We start from the raw sequence: 15,658 nt of genomic DNA on the forward strand, positions 1-15,658 counted from the left end.
TTGGTTATCGAACGCAACCCGGCCGCTGCCGGGTTATTTTTTTCCCTTCATTAGTTACAACATCCTTTTTGCTTTTTTGACTGGCACAGGTCTGTAAGAACGCGCCAATTTCGTCCAGCAGCGATCATCAGGGCAAATAAGAGAAAAAGATGAATTGTGTCCCTGACGCTTGATCAAATTATCCGGCAGGAAAATAATGCCTTATCCAAACGAGAGGTTAGACCAATGGTCATCGAAATTCGTGAAGTGGGCCAGCAGGATAAAGCGCAGTGGCTACGGCTATGGGAAGGCTATACCCGTTTCTACGGTAGCGCGCAGCCGCCGGACGTCACGGAATACACCTGGCAGCGCATGCTGGATCCCGCTTCTCCCATGTTGGGGCGCGTGGCCCTGGCGGATGGCAACGTCGCTGGATTTGCGATTTGTGTCCTTCACGAAGGCACCTGGGTAAAGATGCCTGTTTGCTATCTGGAAGATCTGTTCGTTGCTCCGCCGATGCGCGGAAAAGGCATCGCCAGGGCATTGATGCAGGCGCTGCAAGCGGAAGGGAAAGAGAAAGGGTGGTCGCGTCTGTACTGGCACACTCGTACTGATAATCCGGCCCGGCGTCTGTATGATGAATTTACGCCAGCCGATGACTATGTTCGTTACCGCGTGACGCTCTGAAAATCTGAGATTAAGAAGTTATTAAGATTTCCCCTGTAAAACAGGGGAAACGACTCAGGAGTAACAAAATGGAAAAACGCATAGAGACGGTTGTGAACCTCATCATGTTTCTTTCGCTGCTGGCCACCGCGTGGGATCTCTCCCTGGTCCATCACCTGTCCTGGTAAACCTGAACGTACGGCGCCAAAGCCTGGCGCCGCAACGTTAGTTCCTACTTTAACATCAATACGTTATGCCAACCACGCTAGCGGCGCGCGACGATAAACAGGCGCGGAAATAGCAGTAGCACCTTTTCGTTACACTGTAACGGATAGTGCTGTTTCAGACGTGCCAGATAGCGTTCGAGAAAAGCCTGGCGCTGCGGTTCATCAAGAGGCTGTAAAAACGGGCGTAGGCCCGTTGACTGCAGCCATTCAATAATGGCCTGGTGCGAAGCCAGCGGGTGAAAGTAGGTGGTGCGCCAGATATCCACCTCGCAGCCGCAGGCGGTCAGCATATCGTAATACTCCGGCACATCCGGCAGCGGCGGCCGCCCGCTGGCTGGATATCCCAGCTCTTCCGCGACCTCACGCATCAGCACGTGCGAGGGTTCCTGCCAGTTAACCGGCATTTGCACCGCCAGTACGCCGTTTTCCGCAAGATTGCTGACCAGATGGGGAAAAAGCCGCTGATGATCCGTTAGCCATTGCAGCGAAGCATTGGCGTAAATAACGTCCGCCGGGCGCTCGGGGCGAAACCCGGCGATATCTCCTTCGACAAAGCGGCAGTCCGGGAGCCGCTGAGCGGCTTCTTCCAGCATGGCCGGTGAATTATCGACGCCAATAATTGTTGCTTCTGGCCAGGCATGCCGTAGCAGAGCGGTACTGTTGCCTGGCCCGCAGCCCAAATCAACGGCCAGCGCTACGGGATGGTGGGCGATGCGGGCGAGAAGCTCGGCGGCGGGCCGCGTGCGCTCCGCGCCGAATTGCAAATACAATGAAGGATTCCAGTCAGCCATAGCACGCTCCGGTTAAGAGAAACTCGTTCATCAGCATAGACGGCAATGCTTAACTGGCAAATAAACAACAGCTATATGCTAATGAAATGTGACGGTGTCACTTAACTTATGCCGGGTTCGTCACGGTAGACCCGGCGGAGGTTGGCTAGAGTAGGCGTCGCAAAAAAGGGGGGATGGTCATTAAATGGCGTTAATCATTAAGGTGTTACTTGAAAACCGGCTCGGCGAGGGGCAGGACAGCCTGCTGCAGGCGAAACCCGGATTAAGCCTGCTTGTGGAAGATGAAACCAGCCGGGTGCTGTTTGATACCGGGCCAGACGGCAGTTTTCTTCATAATGCGCAGCGGATGGGCGTCTCTTTATCTGACTTGACCGCCACGGTGCTCTCCCACGGTCATTACGACCACTGCGGCGGCGTGCCGTGGCTGCCGGATAACAGCCGTATCATTTGCCATCCGCTGATCGCGCAACAGCGCTACTCGGCGTTATCCCTTGCTGGACGTCGCTGGAAAGTCAAAAAACTGTCGCGAGAAATTGACTACTCCCGCCACCGCATGGAGTACAGCCGCGAACCGCTTGCGATCGGCGAACGACTGTTGTGGTCCGGCGAGATTGCGGTCGCGCGTCCGCGAGCCTATGGCGTCCTCGCGGGTCAATCGCCGAGGGAAGATTACCTTGCCGACGAAGGCGTGCTGATCTACCGCTCGACGCGGGGGTTAGTCATTATTTGCGGCTGCGGGCATCGCGGATTGATCGATACGATTCGCCACTGTCAGAAGATCACCGGCGTCCAGCAGATACGCGCCATCATCGGCGGCCTTCACCTGCGCAGCGCGACGCCGTGGGTGATACGTCGGCTAAAGCAGTTCTTGCGCCAGCAGAAGGTCGAGGAGGTGATGGCCTGCCACTGCACCGGTTCATGGGGGCGCTGGTGGCTTGCCGCGGATAGCGCCCCGGCCACCGGCGATACGTTGGTGCTGGAATAACAATCGCATTCACTTTTTCTAATTACATATAAATAACATTTTTGCTATTTATTAAATACATTAACCGTCGGCTATACACCTTCCCCCAGGGGGAAGGTCAAATACTGATATCCCTTTTTGGTGTAAATATTTATAGAGAAACTTCATTCTATTTAACCTGGGGTTTTCTCTTTGAAATATCATTTAATTCTGCCGGTGAGTGTGATTTAATTCAGCGGTCTTCTTATTGCGAATATCTCTATGATTGCGTCACTGCAGGCATTATTAAAACAAGCAACCCGGCGTCGGCTTCGTATCCGCGCGGGGCTTGTTATTGCCTGTTGGCTACTGCTCAACCTTCAGCTGACCATCGCGGCGCACCACGGCGGCCAACAGCAGCCGGTGGCGCCGCAGGCGCAGATTCACCATATTGTCGATGGCGTGATGAGCATGCCAGGCATGGAAAGCGTCGGTCAGAAAGCCATCTGCGAGAAGCACTGCGACCCCGATACCGCGCAGCCAAACTCATTAACCTCTTTACAGCTGAATGCGCTTCCCTCCGAAACCGCGCTATTAGTGGTTTCCCCGCAGCAGGAGACCTGCGCTGAACGTATGGACTGGCGGACGCCGCCGGTCACCGGTCCGCCGGCTGAAATACGCTTCTGCCGTTTCAGGGAATAAAACGCCGTTAAAAACATCCATCAGATCTGCCCGGTCTGCGGGCGACTTTATGTTTTTTTCGGAGACTTTATTATGCGTTCGACCTCTATTTTTCTGCTTATTACCAGCGTTCTGACCTTTTCCCTCACTTCATTTTCCGCCAGTGCGGAAGACGGCGCGATGCATCACCATAATATGTCCGCGAGGGCGGAGATGCCGGGGATGAATAAGCCGGATGATTCCGCCCCCCTTTATTCAACGAACGGGGTCATTAAAGCCTGGCGCGACAATGCCGTGGTGATTGCCCACGCTCCGGTTGCCGAGCTGAACTGGCCAGCGATGACCATGAGCTTTGCGCTCGGCGATAACCACGATAAAGAGCTGGCGGTGGGACAAAAGGTTGATTTCACCTTCCGTCAGACGGACTCCGGCTACGCGCTCGTTTCGATGACCGCGCACTAATTCCGGAGTCATTATGTCCATCTTAAATAAGGCGGCCCGCGGGCTGCCGCTTTTACTGTCGCTGATTTCCGCCAACGGCTGGGCGACGACGCTGGCTGAGGCCCTGTCGGCGGCGGAAAGCTACTCCGCCGAGCTCTCCGCCAACGATCATCAGGTGAATGCGTTAAAAAACAGGGCGGATTCCGCCATGCAGCTTCCCGATCCGAAGCTGAAGTTCGGCATTGAAAACGTTCCGCTGGGCGGCAACAACGCCAGCCGACTGACCCGCGAGGGGATGACCATGCAAAGGGTCGGCGTGATGCAGGACTACGTCAGCAGCACCAAGCGCGAACGAAAGGCCGACTCGATAACCGCCGAAGCGCGCCAGGCCGCCGCCAATGCCGATGTGATCCGCGCCCGGCTGCAGCGGGAAACCGCGCAGGCGTGGCTGGCGCTGGCGCTGGCGCAGAAATCACTGCGTTCAGTACAGGCGTTGATCAGCGAAACCTCCCGGCAAATCAACGTACAAAAGGCCGGCGTAAGCAGCGCCAGCGCCAGTCCCGGCAGCGTGCTCGACGTTCAGCTGGCGCTGAATGCCATGAAAAATGAGCAAGATAACGCCCGCCGCGATGTGCAGATTGCCCGGGCGCGCCTGTTGCAGCTTACCGGCAAAGAGGTCCGCGATATCTCCGGCCCGCTGCCGCGCATTGAACGCCTACCGGCCGATGAAGCCGCGTTAATGGCGGGGATTAAGCTACATCCTGAGGTGATTCAGGCCGCGCGCGAGGCCGATTTGGCGAAAGCGAAATCAGGGCAGTCGGAAGTCGCGGCGATCCCTGACGTTGGCGTCGAGGTCTATTACGCCCGGCGCGGGGACGATTACGACGATATGGTGGGCGTCATGTTTACCGTCGATATGCCTATTTTTCAGGGCAAACGCCAGGACAAAGAGCACGCCGCCGACGTCTCCCGTACCTATGAAGCCAACGATCGGCTGACGTTATTGATGCGCGAGCATCAGGCCCAGCAGTATCAGCTGATCTCGCAATATAACGCCGCGAAAGCCATTTACGATCGTCAGCAAAGCGAGGTGCTGCCGCTGCTGCGCAAGAAGGTGAGCCTCGTCAATGCCCAGTATCGGGGCGGCAGCTCGGCGCTGGCGGAACTGCTCGCCGCCCGTCGCGATCTGCTGAGCGGAGAAATTGCCAGCAACGACGCGGAGAAAGCGCTCGCTGATGCGTGGGCCGCCATTCGCTACCTTATTCCTCAGGATGTTAAATAATGAAGTCAAAATCTGCTATTACCCTTGTGGCGCTGGCCATCGCCCTGGCCGCCGCGGGCGGATACTGGCTCGGTTCGCGAAACGCGCCGACGCTTTCCGCGGACGGGGCTCAGACCGAAACGGGCCGCAAAGTGTTGTACTGGTACGATCCGATGACCCCCGGCACCCGCTTCGATAAACCGGGAAAGTCACCGTTTATGGATATGGATCTGGTGCCGCGCTACGCCGACGAAGGGGCGGGAGAGGAGGCCGGGAGCGTGCAGATTAGCGCCCGCCAGCAGCAAAACCTCGGCGTACGCACGGCTGATGTTGCCCGGCGGACGCTGGCGCAGAAGCTCAGCGCTTTCGGTACCGTCGCGATTGACGAGCGCAGCGTTGAAACGGTTCCGGCGCTGGCCAGCGGCCTGATCGAGAAACTTTACGTCAACGCCTCCCAGCAGTTTGTGAAAAAGAACGAGGCGCTGGCCGAGCTGTGGATCCCGCAGTGGGCGGCGGCGCAGCAGGAGTATCTGGCGGTGAGGCTGCTGGGCGATAGCGGTTTAACCGTCGCCGCGCGCGGCCGTTTGCAGCTGCAGTTTATGCCGGAAGCGATTATCCGCAGCGTTGAGCGCAGCGGTAAACCGCAAACCCGCATAACGGTACGCGCGCCGCACGATGGCTACGTCAGCAAGCTTGACGTGCGCACCGGCGCGCAGGTCACGGCAACCCAGCCGCTGTTCGAGCTGGCCAGCCTCGACCCGGTCTGGATCGTGATTGATTATCCGCAAAGCCAGGCCAGCCTGCTGCGCGTAGGCAGTCAGGTAACGGCCGTCACCAGCAGCTGGCCCGGCACAACGTTTCAGGGAACCGTCAGCGAGCTGCTTCCCGACCTCGAAGCGACCACCCGTACTCTGAAAGCCCGCGTAGTGCTCAATAATCCGCAGCATCAGCTCAAACCGGGCATGTATTTGAACGTTGAGCTGGCTGAGGCGCAGCAGGGGCGCGAGGTGCTAACTATCCCGGAAGAGGCATTAATTGCAACAGGCACCAGCAACCGGGTGCTGATCGCCGACGGCGAGGGGTATTTCCGTCCGGTCGAGGTGACCGCGGGACGAACGCAGGATGGTCTGGTTGAGGTAACTTCCGGCCTTGAAGAGGGGCAAAAGGTGGTCACCTCAGGTCAGTTCCTGATTGACTCCGAAGCCAGCCTGCGCAGCGCGCTGCCGCAAATGGCCGGGCAGAATGAAGAGGTAAAAAGCTACTCGGCGCAGGGCGTCATCAAGGCGGTGAGCGATGAGGCGGTAACGATCGCGCACCAGCCGGTCCCGGCGCTGAAGTGGCCGGCGATGATCATGGACTTTGCCATTACGCCGCCGCTGCGGGAGCAGGTGCGTCCCGGCGAGTCGGTGATGTTTCATTTCGTGCTGACCGATGAAGGGGCGCGGGTGACCTCAGTGATGCCGATGAGCGGCGCTAAGGAGCAGCCATGATTGCCGCCGTTATCCGCTGGTCGTTGCGCAACCGCCTGCTGGTACTGCTGGCGACGCTGATTATGGCCGCCTGGGGCGTCTGGTCGATACAGCAGGCGCCGCTGGACGCGCTGCCGGATCTTTCCGATACCCAGGTGATCATTCGCGTCAGCTATCCGGGCAAAGCGCCGCAAATTGTCGAAGATCAGGTGACCTATCCGCTGACCACTACCATGCTGTCGGTGCCGGGGGCGAAAACCGTGCGCGGTTTTTCCATGTTCGGCGATGCTTACGTTTACGTACTGTTTGAGGACGGTACCGACCCGTACTGGGCGCGCTCCCGCGTGCTGGAGTACCTGAGCCAAATCCAGAGCAGCCTGCCGCCGGAAACCAAAGCGTCGCTGGGGCCGGATGCCACCGGCGTCGGCTGGGTATTTGAATATGTGCTCACCGACAAAAGCGGCCAGCATAGCCTCGGCGACCTGCGGGCGATTCAGGACTGGATCCTTAAATATGAACTGAAAACCGTACCGGATGTTTCGGAGGTGGCCAGCGTCGGCGGGATGGTGAAAGAGTATCAGGTGGTTCTTAACCCAGACCGGCTGCGGGCGCTGAACGTCACTCACCAGCAGGTGATTAGCGCGATCCAGAGCGCCAACCAGGAAGGCGGTGGCTCGGTACTGGAACTGGGTGAAGCGGAATATATGGTACGCACCACCGGCTACCTGAAATCCATCGACGATTTTAACCAGGTCGTTATCGCCGAGCGCGGCGGCGTGCCGGTGCTGCTCTCCGACGTCGCCAGCGTGCGCCGGGGTCCGGCGATTCGGCGCGGCGTCGCCGAGCTCAACGGCGAAGGCGAGGTGGCGGGCGGCATTATCATCATGCGTTCGGGCAAAAACGCGCTGATCACCATTGACGCGGTGAAGGCCAAACTGGCGGAAGTGCAAAAAAGCCTGCCCGCAGGGGTAGAGATTGTCCCGGTGTACGACCGCTCGCAGCTGATTAAAAACTCGGTCGAAACCCTGACCCATAAGCTTATCGAAGAGTTTATCGTCGTGGCGGTGGTCTGCTCGCTGTTTCTGTTCCACTTCCGCAGCGCGCTGGTGGCGATGATCACGCTGCCGCTGGGGATCCTCGGCGCGTTTATCGTGATGCACTATCAGGGCGTCAGCGCCAATATGATGTCGCTCGGGGGGATTGCGATCGCTATCGGGGCCATGGTCGATGCGGCAATCGTGATGATTGAAAATATGCATAAGGTGCTGGAGCAGTGGCGGCACGAGCATCCCGAACGCCAGCCGTCTTCCGCCGACTACTGGCAGATTGCCCAGCACGCGGCGTCGGAAGTGGGGCCTGCGCTGTTTTGCAGCCTGCTGATTATCACCCTGTCGTTTATTCCGGTGTTCACCCTCGAGGCGCAGGAGGGCAAGATGTTCTCGCCGCTGGCCTTCACCAAAACCTGGTCGATGGCGGTGGCCGCCGGGTTGGGGATAACTCTGGTGCCGGTGCTGATGGGCTACTTCATCCGCGGCAAAATCCCTGATGAAAACGCCAATCCGCTCAACCGCTGGCTGATCCGCGCCTATGAACCGCTGCTGGATAAAGTTCTGCAGTGGCCGAAGGCGACGCTGGCGGCGGCGGGGCTGCTGCTGGTCGCCACGCTGTGGCCGCTGGCGCAGCTCGGCAGCGAATTCCTGCCGCAGATTGACGAGGGCGACCTGCTGTACATGCCCTCCACGCTGCCGGGGATCTCCAGCCGCGAAGCCGGACGTCTGCTGCAGCAAACCGACCGCCTGATCAAGACCATCCCTGAAGTGCAAAGCGTATTCGGTAAGGCCGGACGGGCGGATAGCGCCACCGACCCGGCGCCGCTGACCATGCTGGAAACCACCATTCAGTTCAAGCCGAAAAGCGAATGGCGGCCCGGCATGACCATGGATAAGCTCATTAGCGAGCTGGACAATACGGTGAAGGTGCCGGGCATCGCCAACGTCTGGGTGCCGCCGATTCGTAACCGCCTGGATATGCTGGCGACCGGTATTAAAAGCCCGGTCGGCATCAAAGTGAACGGCAACAATCTGGCGGAGATCGAAAAAACCGCCGAGGAGATTGAGCGTATCGTACGTAACGTACCGGGGGTGACCTCGGCGCTGGCGGAGCGTCTCGACGGCGGTCGCTATATCGATATCACTATCGACCGGGTGAAAGCCGCCCGCTACGGCGTGTCGGTGAAGGAGCTGCAGTCGATCGTCGCCAGCGTGGTCGGCGGCGATAACATCGGTGAAACCATCGAGGGGCGAGAACGTTACCCGATCAGCGTCCGCTATCCGCGCGACGTGCGCGACTCGCTGCAAAAGCTGCGCGATCTGCCGGTGGTGACCAGCGGCGGGGCGCAGGTGGCGCTTTCCGAACTGGCGGATATCGCCATCACCGACGGCCCGCCGATGCTGAAAAGCGAAAACGCCCGCCTGTCGGACTGGATCTACGTCGATATTCGCGGGCGTGACCTGAAATCCGCCGTGGACCAGATGCAGCGTGAGGTCAGCGAACAGGTCAAGCTGCCGGAAGGCATCTCGCTGACCTGGTCCGGGCAGTATGAGTATCTGGAGCGCGCGACGGCAAAGCTAAAAATCGTGCTGCCGTTTACCCTGATGATTATCTTTATTCTGCTTTACGTCACCTTCGGTCAGGTCAAAGACGCGCTGCTGATTATGGGTACCTTACCGTTTTCGCTGGTAGGCGGCGTCTGGCTGCTTTGGCTGCTGGGCTATAATCTGTCGGTGGCGGCCGCCGTGGGCTTTATCGCGCTGGCCGGCGTGGCGGCGGAGTTCGGGGTGATTATGGTGCTCTATTTAAACCAGGCGATCGCCAAACGCCGCGGACGGCTTGATGACCAGACGCTCAACGAGGCGATTCATGAAGGGGCGGTGCTGCGCGTGCGCCCGAAAGTGATGACCGTGGCGACGATTATGGCCGGGCTGCTGCCGATTATGTGGGGAGGCGGCACCGGATCGGAGGTGATGCAGCGTATCGCCGCGCCGATGATCGGCGGGATGATCACCGCGCCGCTGCTGTCGATGCTGGTGATCCCGGCAGTCTATCACCTGACGCACCGTAACAAACGCTAAAGTACAACGCCCGGGCCAGGCGGCTCGGGCGTGAATCAGTCGGCGTTCTTAAGATCTTCCGCGCGTTTGGCGGTGGCGTAAACAAAGTCCAGCATCGGCTCAAGGTCGGTATCGTAGCCGGCCTGAATGATTTTACCGCGCAGCCATTCGATCTCGCTGGTGATATCCGGGTGGAATATATTGTTGTCCTGCGCTTTGCGCAGCCATTTGAGCAGGAAATTATTTTTCCCGCGAACTCCGCCCGATTTCTTTGATTTTGCGTGCATTTTCAGCGCCACCAGAATGCAGTAATAGAAATGAACGCGCTGATTAAAACTTTGGTGCATGTCTTTATTTCCCGCCAGAATCAGGTTGCGGACGGGCATGGACCTTAAGCATGCGGTCTCTGATATTCACCCGTACCACCTACGCGCCGCTTGCCGGGCGCCGAGGCGATGGTGGCACGGAAGCCGAATTACAGTCAAATATTGATTAGTTTTATAGCAATATTTATTTGCGTCGATCGCCGCCCGACGGTCAGATTTATGCCCCGATGTGCAGCCGTAGTGAACACAGAAGGCTGGGCAAGTCGCGCGCGGCAGAGTATAAAATTTGTTAACGCATCATGGACAATGACGGGAGAGGGTATGGAATACGATTTAGACGGAATGGATGTACTTTTTGTCGCCGGCTTTGGGCCAATAACGCAGTCGGCCGCAGCCAGCCGTGACTTCTATGTCGCCGCGCTGGGGCTACCGCTCAAACCGATGCCCGGTAACGAAGCCTATCTGCTGACCGAACATGATGCCCTCGGCGGGGTAAAACATTTTGCCCTCTGGCCGCTGGCGCAGGCGGCGCGCTCCTGTTTTGACGCCGATAGCTGGCCAGACTATCTGCCGGTGCCTCAGGCGTGGATCGAGTTTGAAGTACGCGATATCGATTCGGCAACCGACGCGCTGAAGGCCAGAGGCTATCGGCTGCTGGTGGACAACCGCATTGAGCCGTGGGGGCAAACCGTCACGCGTCTGCTTAGCCCGGAAGGACTGCTGGCGGGGATCACCGTGACGCCGTGGCTGCGCGAGGGCAAAGCATGATGGCGGCGGAATTGATGACTGAAAGACTCCTGCTGATCCCCTTAACCGCAGACGATGCGCCGCAAATTCAGGTTCTCTTTCCACAGTGGGAAATCGTGCGTTATCTTGCCGCCGGTTTTCCATGGCCGTTCCCGGAGGATGGCGCGTCGCGCTATGTCAATAATGTGGCTTTACCGGCCGCAGCTAACGGCACCGCCTGGTTTTGGACCATTCGCCTTAAAACGGCGCCGGAGAGGGTAATTGGCCTGATTACGCTCTCTGATGAAGTGGATAACAACCGCGGGTTTTGGCTGGATCCGCGCTGGCACCGCCAGGGATTGATGACCGAAGCCTGCCACCGGGTGACCGATTTTTGGTTTAACACGCTTAACCGGGAGGTGCTGCGCGCGCCGAAAGCCTGCGACAATAGCGGGTCGAAAAAGATTTCGCACCGTAGCGGTATGCGGCTGATTCGTGTTGAGAAAAAGCAGTTCATCTGCGGTCTGCTGGACGCCGAATTGTGGGAAATAACCAAAGCGGAATGGAATGCATTGGCTGCCCAAGCTCCCGCGTCACATAGGGTGACAGGATGCTGATTTATAACGTATTCGGGCGTCATATTGGCGTCCAGCGTCAGGGCGAACGCTGGCAGCTTTTCCGCGTCGATCTTAACGAGGGGAAATTTTCGCCGCTGGCCGGGGTTATCATCCCGGACGATCTTACGGAGGCGGAAATTCCCGGCTGGCTGGGGGATATTTTTCACGAAGCGGCAAGCCCGCGCCATCCTGACGTCCGTCTTGTGGTTTAGGACTTAGGTCGCTACAAAGTGCGTCTTTTTTATAAATACCTTTTTTAACGAGTTAGATTTGTGTCGAAATTATTCCGGCAAGATATCCGACTCGTTGTTTTAGGATAGTTGAGGAGAGTGATCCAGGAAATTCGATGGTAAATGTTGAAAACAAAGCATCATTATATTCTGCAATATCAAATTCTAGCTTACAGACACTTATTACTGCTTCTTGTATAACATCCCCCGTTTTGAAAGAGCGGATGAATATCCCTGGGAAACATTTTTGTCAAACATTAACATAATGCTGCACCCCTTTAAAAGCGCCTTTTTCTAGTTCCGGGGCATAGACTCAATACGCTTCAAGTTGCATGTTCGGGCAACAGTGCAGCCCAAACCTTAAGGGTATAAAGCAACACGCGCAACATGCGACGCCTGGTATGGCGAGTATTGGGTTTTCTGGCATAGATTATTGATATTACAACTTTATTTAGGATATCCATGGAAGTGAGTAATCAGTTTTGTAATGCCCTTAAAGAAATTAAAACGCAATAAAATTTTATTAAATATTTCATATGTTATTGATTTTTATTGATTTATTATCTTGTTGTTATTTTAATTGATTTCGTTTTTGCAATTACTTTAGCTGGTGGTATAGTTATTACAGACCACAGAAGGTAAAGGGATTATGCTCATCATGCGACCAAAAGAAGTTCCAGCAACGACAGCCAGTACGATGTACAGAGATGAAAGTAGAGGTTTGCTTTCCCGTAAAGTCGTTATTGTTCTGGGTTTGCTTAGCGCCGTTGCTGCATTATCCACTGATATGTACTTGCCTTTATTCCCAGCTATCGCCAGTGATTTGCATACGACGCCTGACAAAGTTCAGCTTAGTATCACCGCTTTTATGGTGGGTTTAGGAATTGGGCAGTTATTCATTGGCCCATTGTCCGATCATTACGGCAGACGTAAATTATTGCTAGGCGGGATGACTCTATTAACCATCGCTTCATTAGCTGGCGCTATATCTACGAACATTCAGCTGCTTATTGTTACGCGATTCTTCCAGGGATTGGGAGGCGCGGCTGGTATCGTTCTTTCCCGGGCAATTATTTCCGATCTGTGCCCGGGGACTAAAGCCGCTCGATATTTTAATCTGGTGTTAGCGATACAGGGGATTGCCCCTGTTATTGCACCATTACTTGGCGGCGTGGCTGCATGGTTTATCTGGCCGGTGGTTTTTGTTTTTATGGCTGCAATATCATTAGTCTCCACCTTGCTCAGCAGTCATTTTATTAGCGAAACCTTACCCCGCCATCAGCGATTACCTTTCAACCTCAACGAGTTTATCAGTCAGTTTATCGAGCTGCTTAGTCATAAGAAATATATTGGTTATACTTTAATTTTTGCAATCCAGTTCGGGGCGCTATTTGCTTATATATCAGCATCGCCGTTTATCTATCAATCGGCGTTTGATTTATCCTCAGGGGAATTCGCTGTAATATTCTCTATCAACGCCGCAGTGATGATGTTTGGTAGTATTGTCAGCGCTCGCTATGTTACGAAATTTGGCGAAGATAACCTCATAATAGTGGGGGTAATAAGCACGCTGGTGATATCTATATTACTTTGCATTGTTAACTATATTTCTCATTTCCAGTTTGAGATTGCGGCGGTACTACTGTTAATAATGATGTTTACTATGGCTTTGACATTTGGTAATGCCGCGAGTATGGCCATGGCGGCATCTTCACATTTAAAAGGAACGGGTTCTGCTATTTTAGGTGTTTTTCAGTTTGGTATCGCTGCGATAACCCCATTACTGCTTGGATTTGGCGACCCGTTGTCATTACTGCCGATGTCGCTGATTATAGCGGGATGCTGTTTAATAGCCATCATGGCATTATTATTGACAGGTAAAAAAGGATAGTGTGATGAATACACATGACGCTATAAAAATTATTGGCGCAAGACAAAATAATCTGCAGGATATTGATTTAGAGGTCCCTAAAAATAAAATAACAGTTTTCACCGGTGTTTCCGGGTCGGGAAAAAGTTCTTTGGTATTCGGAACTATCGCGGCAGAATCTCAGCGTCAGCTAAATGACACGTTTCCTCCTTTTATTCGACACCGTTTACCGCATTATGGTAATCCTGAAGTTGATGACATTGAAAACCTGTCGGTGGCCATTATTATTGACCAAAAACGTATTGGTGGCAACGCACGTTCAACGGTGGGCACCGCATCAGATATTTATACCCTGCTACGGCTACTCTTTTCTCGTGTCGGCGTACCTTTCGTAGGTTATTCGAATGTTTTTTCATTCAATCATCCTGCGGGGATGTGTGCGACATGCGACGGGTTGGGGATTGCCAGTACCATTGATATCGACCAACTGATTGATTCAAATCTGTCATTAAATGCAGGTGCTATTCGTTATCCTTCTTTTGCACCGGGTTCATGGCGCTGGAAACGTTATGTTTATTCAGGGCTTTTTGATGCTGATAAAAAAATCGCGGATTATTCAAAAGAGGAACGAGAGTTATTACTTTATGCAGATAATCTCACTCCTGAAGCGCCGTTAGCCGGTTGGCCTAAGAGTGCAAAGTTTGAAGGCGTCATTACACGCTTTACGCGAAGTTATTTGAAACAAGAAACTAAAGATACTAAAACTGAGGAATTTCAGCGAGTCGTTAGTTTGCAGGTTTGCCCTTCTTGTCAGGGCATGAGGCTCAACGAGAAAATACTTTCCTGCAGAATTAGAGGGAAAAATATTGGCGAATGCGCAACGCTGCCTGTCACAGAGTTAAAGCTGTTTGTAGAAAAGCTCGATTATCCTGAAGTCAGGCCGCTGCTCGAAGCATTGCTGGAAAGGTTAGATGCAATGTGTGCAGTAGGCTTGGGATATCTGGATTTGAACCGGACGACTCCTAGCTTATCGGGCGGTGAATCCCAGCGATTAAAAATGGTCCGGCATCTGGGAAGTAGTCTGACCGGGATCGTTTATATCATTGATGAACCCAGTACCGGGCTTCATCCAGCAGATATTGTGAAACTGAATGTTTTAATTGGCAAACTACGTGACAAAGGCAATACCATTCTGATGGTGGAGCACGATCCCGACATGATAGCGATAGCCGAGCATGTTATTGATTTAGGGCCGGGAGCGGGTAAGCAAGGCGGGAATATTGTCTTTGAGGGCGACCTGTCGGCACTTAAGCAGTCCCAAACCTTGACGGGAAGATATTTCTCTTCACGGGCAGAGATAAATAACAGACCGAGATGTGCCAAAGGTTATATTTCGGTAAGAAACGCCACATTGCATAATCTACATAACTTATCGGTAGACGTGCCTTTGAGCGTTATGGTCGCTGTGACGGGGGTCGCTGGGTCGGGCAAAAGTTCATTCGTCATGGGAGCCCTGGCGCCACAATGTCCGGACGCGATCGTTATCGATCAAAAACCGATACATACTTCGATTCGATCGCATATTGCTTCCTGGTGCGGTGCATTTGATACGATCCGTTTACTGTTTGCCGAAAAAAACCATGTGTCAGCGTCGTGGTTCAGCGCCAATGCCAAAGGCGCCTGTCCGGAATGTCATGGGCTAGGAGTAATACAAACCGATCTGGCATTTATGGATACGGTTACGTTGCCCTGTGAGGCCTGTCAGGGGCAGCGCTATAGCCCACAGGCGCTAAAATATCGTTATCAGGGGAAAAATATTGCGGAGGTATTATCCCTGTCGATTAACGATGCTGGCGATTTTTTCCTGAATGAGCCACAGCTCAGGCCAATTTTTCGTAGTCTGGTCGAAGTCGGGTTGGGATATTTGCGCTTGGGGGAATCGTTAAATCATCTTTCAGGCGGTGAATGCCAGCGGCTGAAGTTAGCCTCACAATTAAATCATGATAGTGACATGTATATTTTCGATGAGCCAACCACCGGACTTCATCCCAGTGATGTTGCCTCGCTGCTGAAACTCTTTAACCGACTGGTAGATCGCGGAAACACCGTCATTATTATTGAACATAATATGGAGTTGATCGCTCAGGCTGACTGGATTATTGATATTGGACCCTATGCCGGGCAAGAAGGGGGAAAATTACTGTTTAGCGGTACACCTGAATCGATGCTGGCCTGTCGCCATTCTTTAACCGCGGAGTGGTTGCGCAAACATTGCCAGGTGGAGTGAGAAAGGGTGGTCGGGACAGCCAGAAGAGACTGGC

14 protein-coding genes are annotated in these 15,658 nt (G+C 54.5%); 12 read left to right on the top strand and 2 right to left on the bottom strand.

Annotated features, from left to right (window positions below):
- The first annotated feature begins 225 nt into the window (after window positions 1–225).
- Complete coding sequence (locus ACE3MN_RS12475) at window positions 226–666, top strand: GNAT family N-acetyltransferase (protein ID WP_102649768.1); 441 nt, start codon at window positions 226–228, stop codon at window positions 664–666.
- Between the two features lie 244 nt (window positions 667–910).
- On the opposite strand, the gene tam is transcribed toward ACE3MN_RS12475, so the two are convergent.
- A complete protein-coding gene (tam, locus tag ACE3MN_RS12480) occupies window positions 911–1,663 on the bottom strand; it encodes a trans-aconitate 2-methyltransferase (protein ID WP_024358073.1) in 753 nt (250 codons plus the stop codon).
- A 184-nt stretch (window positions 1,664–1,847) separates the two neighbouring features.
- Here tam and ACE3MN_RS12485 point away from each other — a divergent pair, with 184 nt between their 5' ends.
- The 6 genes from ACE3MN_RS12485 to ACE3MN_RS12510 all read left to right on the top strand — a co-directional run bounded on the left by ACE3MN_RS12485 (window position 1,848) and on the right by ACE3MN_RS12510 (window position 9,589).
- A complete protein-coding gene (locus ACE3MN_RS12485) occupies window positions 1,848–2,648 on the top strand; it encodes an MBL fold metallo-hydrolase (protein ID WP_102649769.1) in 801 nt (266 codons plus the stop codon).
- 240 nt (window positions 2,649–2,888) lie between these two features.
- Window positions 2,889–3,308, top strand: coding sequence for a hypothetical protein (locus ACE3MN_RS12490; protein WP_024358075.1), 420 nt, complete (start codon window positions 2,889–2,891; stop codon window positions 3,306–3,308).
- Window positions 3,309–3,380: 72 nt separating this feature from the next.
- Window positions 3,381–3,749, top strand: a complete 369-nt coding sequence (locus tag ACE3MN_RS12495; protein WP_024358076.1) for a copper-binding protein — start codon at window positions 3,381–3,383, stop codon at window positions 3,747–3,749.
- A 13-nt stretch (window positions 3,750–3,762) separates the two neighbouring features.
- Window positions 3,763–5,010, top strand: coding sequence for a TolC family protein (locus tag ACE3MN_RS12500; protein WP_024358077.1), 1,248 nt, complete (start codon window positions 3,763–3,765; stop codon window positions 5,008–5,010).
- Window positions 5,010–6,479 (top strand): efflux RND transporter periplasmic adaptor subunit, encoded by a 1,470-nt coding sequence (locus ACE3MN_RS12505; RefSeq protein WP_024358078.1) that lies wholly within the window; start codon window positions 5,010–5,012, stop codon window positions 6,477–6,479. Before ACE3MN_RS12500 ends, ACE3MN_RS12505 begins: the two co-directional genes overlap by 1 nt.
- Entirely contained in the window at window positions 6,476–9,589 is a 3,114-nt protein-coding gene (locus ACE3MN_RS12510) for an efflux RND transporter permease subunit (protein WP_102649770.1), read from the top strand. Before ACE3MN_RS12505 ends, ACE3MN_RS12510 begins: the two co-directional genes overlap by 4 nt.
- Before the next feature lie 35 nt (window positions 9,590–9,624).
- On the opposite strand, the gene ACE3MN_RS12515 is transcribed toward ACE3MN_RS12510, so the two are convergent.
- Complete coding sequence (locus tag ACE3MN_RS12515) at window positions 9,625–9,915, bottom strand: hypothetical protein (RefSeq protein ID WP_004119983.1); 291 nt, start codon at window positions 9,913–9,915, stop codon at window positions 9,625–9,627.
- Window positions 9,916–10,215: 300 nt separating this feature from the next.
- Between ACE3MN_RS12515 and ACE3MN_RS12520 the strand changes: the two genes are divergently transcribed.
- The 5 genes from ACE3MN_RS12520 to ACE3MN_RS12540 all read left to right on the top strand — a co-directional run bounded on the left by ACE3MN_RS12520 (window position 10,216) and on the right by ACE3MN_RS12540 (window position 15,624).
- Window positions 10,216–10,662, top strand: coding sequence for a VOC family protein (locus ACE3MN_RS12520; protein ID WP_004135534.1), 447 nt, complete (start codon window positions 10,216–10,218; stop codon window positions 10,660–10,662).
- Window positions 10,659–11,237, top strand: coding sequence for a GNAT family N-acetyltransferase (locus tag ACE3MN_RS12525; protein WP_049086288.1), 579 nt, complete (start codon window positions 10,659–10,661; stop codon window positions 11,235–11,237). Before ACE3MN_RS12520 ends, ACE3MN_RS12525 begins: the two co-directional genes overlap by 4 nt.
- Entirely contained in the window at window positions 11,231–11,449 is a 219-nt protein-coding gene (locus ACE3MN_RS12530) for a hypothetical protein (RefSeq protein ID WP_004135538.1), read from the top strand. Before ACE3MN_RS12525 ends, ACE3MN_RS12530 begins: the two co-directional genes overlap by 7 nt.
- A 667-nt stretch (window positions 11,450–12,116) precedes the next feature.
- Window positions 12,117–13,358 carry a multidrug effflux MFS transporter gene (locus ACE3MN_RS12535; RefSeq protein ID WP_257999602.1) on the top strand — a complete coding sequence of 414 codons (1,242 nt, stop codon included), beginning with the start codon at window positions 12,117–12,119 and terminating at the stop codon, window positions 13,356–13,358.
- Window positions 13,359–13,362: 4 nt separating this feature from the next.
- The gene (locus ACE3MN_RS12540; protein WP_049103391.1) at window positions 13,363–15,624 is read left to right on the top strand and encodes an excinuclease ABC subunit UvrA; all 2,262 of its coding nucleotides are present in this window, start codon (window positions 13,363–13,365) and stop codon (window positions 15,622–15,624) included.
- Window positions 15,625–15,658 lie beyond the last annotated feature (34 nt).

Origin of the sequence: Klebsiella grimontii (genome assembly GCF_042137965.1) — a bacterium.
Taxonomy (GTDB): Bacteria; Pseudomonadota; Gammaproteobacteria; order Enterobacterales; family Enterobacteriaceae; genus Klebsiella; species Klebsiella grimontii.